The organism is Mucilaginibacter gynuensis, from assembly GCF_039541195.1.
GTDB lineage: Bacteria > Bacteroidota > Bacteroidia > Sphingobacteriales > Sphingobacteriaceae > Mucilaginibacter > Mucilaginibacter gynuensis.
Window position 1 is genome coordinate 1 of the sequence record NZ_BAABFT010000036.1, and the last position, 6,476, is coordinate 6,476.

The 6,476-nt window shown below is 43.3% G+C and carries 5 protein-coding genes and 1 pseudogene; 4 read left to right on the plus strand and 2 right to left on the minus strand.

Going from position 1 to position 6,476, the window contains the following annotated elements:
- From ABD894_RS28010 to ABD894_RS28020, 3 genes and pseudogenes are all read left to right on the plus strand, one after another.
- Positions 1-277: hypothetical protein (locus ABD894_RS28010; RefSeq protein ID WP_345214417.1), on the plus strand; the 277-nt coding region annotated here is incomplete at its 5' end.
- A 277-nt stretch (positions 278-554) separates the two neighbouring features.
- Positions 555-1,771: pseudogene (locus ABD894_RS28015) on the plus strand (beta-propeller domain-containing protein); the annotation flags it as partial.
- A gap of 219 nt (positions 1,772-1,990) precedes the next feature.
- Entirely contained in the window at positions 1,991-2,695 is a 705-nt protein-coding gene (locus ABD894_RS28020) for a prolyl oligopeptidase family serine peptidase (RefSeq protein WP_345214421.1), read from the plus strand.
- Between the two features lie 75 nt (positions 2,696-2,770).
- Here the strand turns inward: ABD894_RS28020 and ABD894_RS28025 are convergent, their stop codons facing one another.
- Together ABD894_RS28025 and gyrB are read right to left on the minus strand one after the other, a co-directional pair.
- Entirely contained in the window at positions 2,771-3,064 is a 294-nt protein-coding gene (locus ABD894_RS28025) for a hypothetical protein (RefSeq protein ID WP_345214418.1), read from the minus strand.
- A gap of 179 nt (positions 3,065-3,243) precedes the next feature.
- Positions 3,244-5,223, minus strand: a complete 1,980-nt coding sequence (gene gyrB / locus ABD894_RS28030; RefSeq protein WP_345214419.1) for a DNA topoisomerase (ATP-hydrolyzing) subunit B — start codon at positions 5,221-5,223, stop codon at positions 3,244-3,246.
- A gap of 151 nt (positions 5,224-5,374) precedes the next feature.
- Between gyrB and ABD894_RS28035 the strand changes: the two genes are divergently transcribed.
- Positions 5,375-5,974 carry an OmpH/Skp family outer membrane protein gene (locus tag ABD894_RS28035; protein ID WP_345214420.1) on the plus strand — a complete coding sequence of 200 codons (600 nt, stop codon included), beginning with the start codon at positions 5,375-5,377 and terminating at the stop codon, positions 5,972-5,974.
- The last annotated feature ends 502 nt before the right edge of the window (positions 5,975-6,476 follow it).

Sequence of the window (6,476 nt, forward strand, 5' to 3'; positions counted from 1 at the left end):
TTTTTTATTTTTTCAGCTTGCTTTTTTCTACCTCTCCGCTTCTCTTTCCCTCTTTTCTCTCTCGCCGGAAGCGGCTGCAAAGGTAGAAACTTTTATCTGTTTCGCAAACTTTATTTTTTTAATTTTTCAGCTCGCTTTTCTACCCCTTTTTAACCTTTTAATGAACGTCCCGCTTTCCTTATTTGCGGGCTGCAAAGGTACGTTTCTTTTTCTCCTACACAAATCATTCACACCATTTTTTTCCGCTTTTATCGCAACTGCCTTGTTTTCAAGATGAAAAAATTAGTAGGGAACTCAAACATTTAGCGACTTAAGTTGATTAAGACCGCACGTCGCTGTAAATCCCCTATTCACACATTATATATACTATATCAACATCCTTATCACCCACTTATTATAATTACCGTGAAAACACCGTGATAATATTAGTACTTAAACTACCGGCAATAAATGGCAAGCGGGTAAATTTGTGGCAGTAAGGCGCTATGTATTAAACAATTAAGTATATTTAAGTGCCAATATCAACCAAAAATTAAACTATTAACTTAAACAAAATGAAAAAGGCTTTATCACTCTTCATTGCGACATTCTTTTGCGGGGCATTGCATGCACAGGCTCCGGCATCGCCTAAAAAACCGGTTAATGATACTTATTTCGGCTTACAGGTAACTGATAATTACCGCTGGCTGGAAGATACCAAGGATACCGTGGTAAAAACATGGTTTAAAGCCCAGGCTGATTATACTAATGCTCAATTGGGCAACATCAGTGGCCGCGATAGTCTGATCAAAACATTTCAATACTATAACTCGCTTAAGCCATACAGCATAGGTAGCAATATTATAAAAAAGGGGGGGCGTTTTTTTTACAAGAAGACACTCGCCACCGAAAATGTAGGCAAGCTATATTACCGAACGGGCGAAAACGGCAACGAGGTTTTATTGTATGATCCGGTTCCTGTGGACGGAAAAGCCTATTCTATTAATTATTACCTGCCCAGCGAAGATGGTAAAAAGATAGCATTCGGTATATCGGTAAGCGGATCGGAAACGTCTACCATATATATAATGAATGTGGATACCAAAAAGCTTTACCCGGAAAAGATATTTCCGTCGTGGTTTGGTGTGAGCAGTTGGACGCCGGATAGCAAAGGCTTTGTTTATACCGTACAAAACAGCAGCGATATTACGTCCATGAGTTCTATGACGGATACCCGCAGCATGTACCATCAATTAGGCACAGCTACATCAACCGATAAATTATTGTTCAGCCGTATTAAATATCCTAAGCTTAGCATTAAACCCGAAGACCTTTGCTTTGTATTTTATTCGGAAGATATGCAATACATTTTCGGCTACCTTGGCGGGGTAGACCGCGATATGAATTGCTTTTATGCCCCGGCGGCAGATCTGCTGAAACCTGTGATCAGCTGGAAGCGCTTATTTAAAAAGGATGACCATGTAACCAACTTCTTTAATCATGGCGATGACATATATATGCTTACCTACGCGGGGCATCTAAATTTAAGATCACCAAATCAAACCTGAAGAAATTTGATGTAGCGACTGCCGCAACTGTAGTGCCCGAGCAGGCCGCCACTATTGATAATATGGCACGCGGCAAAGATTTCTTTTACTTTACCACCAATGATGGCATTAATACCCGCGCTTATCAGTACAATTTTTTAAGTAGCAAGTCCGACGAGATTAAACTGCCGGTTAGCGGTACAGCCAGTGTGATGCCTGTAAATATTACCAGTAATGATGTACTGATCCTGCTAACATCTTGGAAACAGCCTTTTACCATATATAATTATAACGCGCTTACCCGTGTGGTAAAACCATCGGCATGGACAGCCAAATTCAGTTACCCCGGTGTTGACGATATTGTAGTAGAAGAAACCGAAATAAAGAGCCACGACGGCACCATGGTGCCCCTTACTATATTATATAACAAGAACGTTAAAAAAGACGGCAGCGCCGTTTGTTATATGACAGGTTACGGCGCTTACGGGGTATCGGGCACGCCGTATTTTAGCACCTACAGCCTCGCATTGCTTAATAAAGGTGTAATTGTTGCCGAAACGCATGTACGCGGCGGCAGCGAAAAGGGCGAAAGCTGGTATAAGGCGGGTTATAAAACCACCAAGCCTAATACCTGGAAAGACTTCATAGCATCGGGCGAGTACCTTATTAATAACCATTACACCAGCGCCAGCCACCTTATTGGCGAAGGTACCAGCGCGGGTGGTATACTAATTGGTCGCGCTATTACAGAAAGGCCTGATCTTTTTGCGGCGGCTATAAGCAATGTGAGTTGCAGCAATGCCCTGCGGATGGAGAACTCGCCCAACGGATTGAACAATACCAAGGAGTTCGGCACGGTGAAGGATTCGGTTGAGGCGAGGGCTTTGTACGAGATGGATGCATTTCAGCACGTAAAAGATGGCACTAAATATCCTGCGGTAATTTGTGTAGGTGGGATGAATGACCCGCGGGTGATTGTTTGGCAGCCGGGGAAATTTGCGGCAGCATTGCAAAATGCCACAGCTTCGGGCAAACCTGTATTATTAGCTGTTAATTACGATAACGGACACTTTACCGAAAACAAGGAAATAGCCTATCGTAATTTTGCCAATATGTTCTCTTTCGCATTATGGCAGGCCGGCCACCCCGATTTTCAGGCTAAAAAATAGATAGCACTTATAATATTATACAAGAAGGGCCGCTACTGTTAAACAGGGCGGCCCTTTGTATATTTATATGTTGTATTAAACCGTATCCGGTTCAACAGGCGTAGCAGATTCAATAGGCACAGGCGGCACATACTCTACTTTGCCATATATTTGAATAGCCTTATTAAGCATAGGCTCCATTCGCAGATATTCTTCGGGGCACACCGGTCTATCAGTAATGTAAAAATTGCCGTCATCGGCTATCTGCATGTGAAACCTTACACGGGCATTATTATAGGTGGTATATACCTGGAACAGTTGCAGCTTTCTGATATTCATGGTGATGAACTCAAAATCCACCCCTTCCGCATCTGTAGTAAAATTCTTCATGAGGGCGAAGATACTAAGCCGACTGCTAAATCATCTAACGTAATCGCTGCACAAATTCGTTTACCTTAACAATCAATCACTTAAGATATAAACAAAACGGGCAGATCTTTTTTCAAAGCCTGCCCGTTATATGATCTATATAGATGCAATCTGCAATCCCCGCTTCACGGGAACTGATCTTATGTATCTATTTTAGCGTATTTAGCATTCTTCTCAATGAATTCGCGGCGTGGTGCAACTTCATCACCCATCAGCATACTGAAGGTATGATCACACTCGGCAGCATTTTCAATACTTACCTTTTTAAGTGTACGTGTAGCCGGGTTCATGGTAGTATCCCATAATTGCTCGGCATTCATCTCACCCAAACCTTTGTAACGTTGTACGTGCACGCTATCTTCTTTACCGGCACCTTTAAGGCGCTGTATAGCTATATCGCGCTGTTCATCGTTCCAGCAGTATTCAAACTCTTTACCTTTTTTAACCTGGTAAAGCGGCGGCGATGCAATGTATACGTAACCAAACTCAACCAGCTCCTTCATATAACGGAAAAAGAAAGTTAAGATCAGCGTAGTAATGTGCGAACCATCCACGTCAGCATCCGTCATGATGATGATCTTATGGTAACGTAGTTTGGTTAGGTTAAGCGCCTTATTATCTTCGGGAGTACCAATGCTTACACCTAAACCGGTAAACATGTTCTTGATCTCCTCGTTCTCGTAAATTTTGTGCTCCATGGCTTTTTCCACGTTCAGGATCTTACCACGTAATGGTAAAATAGCCTGGTTATCGCGGTTACGGCCTTGCTTGGCGGTACCACCCGCCGAGTCGCCCTCTACAAGGTAAAGCTCGCAAACAACCGGATCGCTGTTGGCACAATCGGCCAGTTTACCCGGCAAGCCCGATCCGCTCATTACGCTTTTACGCTGTACCATTTCGCGTGCTTTACGCGCCGCGGCACGAGCTGTAGCAGCCAGTATCACCTTTTGAACGATCATTTTCGCCTCTCTCGGATTTTCTTCCAAGTAGTTGCTCAAAATTTCGCCCACAGCAACGTTAACCGCGCCGCTTACCTCGCTGTTGCCCAGCTTGGTTTTGGTTTGGCCTTCAAACTGCGGCTCCTGTACTTTTACCGATATTACAGCGGTTAAGCCTTCGCGGAAGTCGTCGCCGGTAATATCAACCTTAACGTTTTTCAGCAAACCTTCTTTATCAGCATACGATTTTAAGGTACGTGTTAAACCCATACGGAAACCGGCCACGTGTGTACCGCCTTCAATGGTATTGATGTTGTTCACATACGAATGCACATTCTCCGAATAGGTATCGTTGTACTGCAATGCCAGCTCAACCGGGATACCTTGTTTTATACCCTCTAAGTAAATAGGCTCGGGTATAATGGCGGCACGTGTGCCATCAAGATACTTAACAAACTCTTTCAAGCCACCTTCTGAAAAGAAATCTTCGCGGTGGAATGAACCGTCTTCGTTGGTTTCGCGTTCGTCGGTCAACGACAGGCGGATACCTTTATTTAAGAAAGCCAGCTCGCGTAAACGCGCGGCCAGTGTTTCGTACTTGTACTCAAGCGTGGTTGTAAATATTTCCGGATCGGGCTGAAAGGTTTGGATGGTACCTGTTTTATCAGATACACCAATTTCTTTTACCGGGAACAGTGGTTTACCCTGCGCGTACTCTTGCGTAAAGATCTTGCCTTCGCGGTGTACCACAGTTTTAACATGGGTTGACAGCGCGTTAACGCAACTTACACCTACACCGTGCAAACCGCCCGATACCTTATAAGTATCCTTATCGAATTTACCACCTGCGTGTAATACCGTCATTACAATTTGCAATGCTGATATACCTTCTTTTTTGGTGATACCCGTAGGGATACCACGGCCATTATCTTTTACAGTGATGGAGTTACCCTCGTGTATGGTAACATCAATATCGGTACAGTAACCGGCAAGCGCCTCATCTATCGAGTTATCTACAACCTCGTAAACAAGGTGGTGTAAACCTTTAAAGCCTGTATCACCAATATACATGGAAGGCCTTTTCCTTACCGCTTCTAAACCTTCTAAAACCTGTATATTATCTGCCGAATAATTGGATTTATCTTCTTGTTCTTCTGATTTATCTTCTATTTCTTCGCTCATACGTATTTAAAACAATAACCTTCAAAAATACGAAATTTAAACCAATTTACCGCAATGTTAATAAATATGACGGTGTGGAAACTTGCCGTGTAAATGATTAGGATACTTATAAGTAAAGTTTATATTTGTGAAATTTTTTTAAGATAGAATAATGACACAGAAGGCATCTTTTTTAACCAAACTGACTTTAGGTTTACTTATAGCAGGCAGCGTTGCCGCTTGTAATCAGGATAAAACAACCGACAAAGCCGCGGCTTCAACACCTGCCGCTGCCCCTGCTGCCGGCGCACAGATCGTTTACATTAACCAGGATACATTGCTGGCTAAATACGATTACGTAAAAGACATGACCACCCGCCTGCAAACCAAAGGTAAATCGGCACAAGGTGATGTTGATGCACGTAAACAAGCTTTTCAACGCGAGATTGCCGAGTACCAAAAGAACGCCGCTACCATGAGCGCCGAGCAACGTGCCCCTATCGAGCAACGTTTACAACGTAAAGGCCAGGAGATACAAGGTTACGAGCAAAACGCTACCGCCCAGTTCCAAAACACACAAGGTGAAGAAAGCGAAAAACTGTTCGACAAAATTGCCGATTTCACTAAAAAATACGCTAAAGACAAAGGTTACAAAATGATATTAACCTACTCAAGAGCAAACCCAACCGTACTTTACGGCGATGCAAGCCTTGATGTTACCAACGACGTAGTAAAAGGCCTTAACGAGGCTTACACCAAAGACAAAAAATAAGCGACACCCACGCTTTCATATTACAGGCCCCGGTTTTTATAAAGCCGGGGCTTTTTTGTTTGATGTAGTAAGTCAACTCACCCGATCTTCGCTTCGCTCGACCACCCTCTCTACTTCGTAAAGAGGGAGTTTTAAGGAGTTGCTTTTAATAAATGATACCAATTTCTTTTACCCTCGTTTTCGCTTGCGAAAGAGAGGGTCGCCCAGCGAAGCGTAGGCGGGGTGAGTCCTCGCCACAAAACAAAAGCACTACCTTAACATACCAAAAAAAATGCGGCATCGTAAGGAACGGGTAGCACTGGCCTTGCCTAAGCATAAACTTTAAAAGTTCCTTGCGCAGCCGCGACTTTTCTTTTTTGGTACTTTTTTCTTTTGGTGGCTGTTGCACAACTAACACAATGTTGAAAAGACATTAATAATGAAAGGCGAGGTGTTTCTTATCTTGTAATATGCAAGGGAAGAAAAGCCACCAGGAAAAGTTGTTCATCAGCTTTCAACTGTC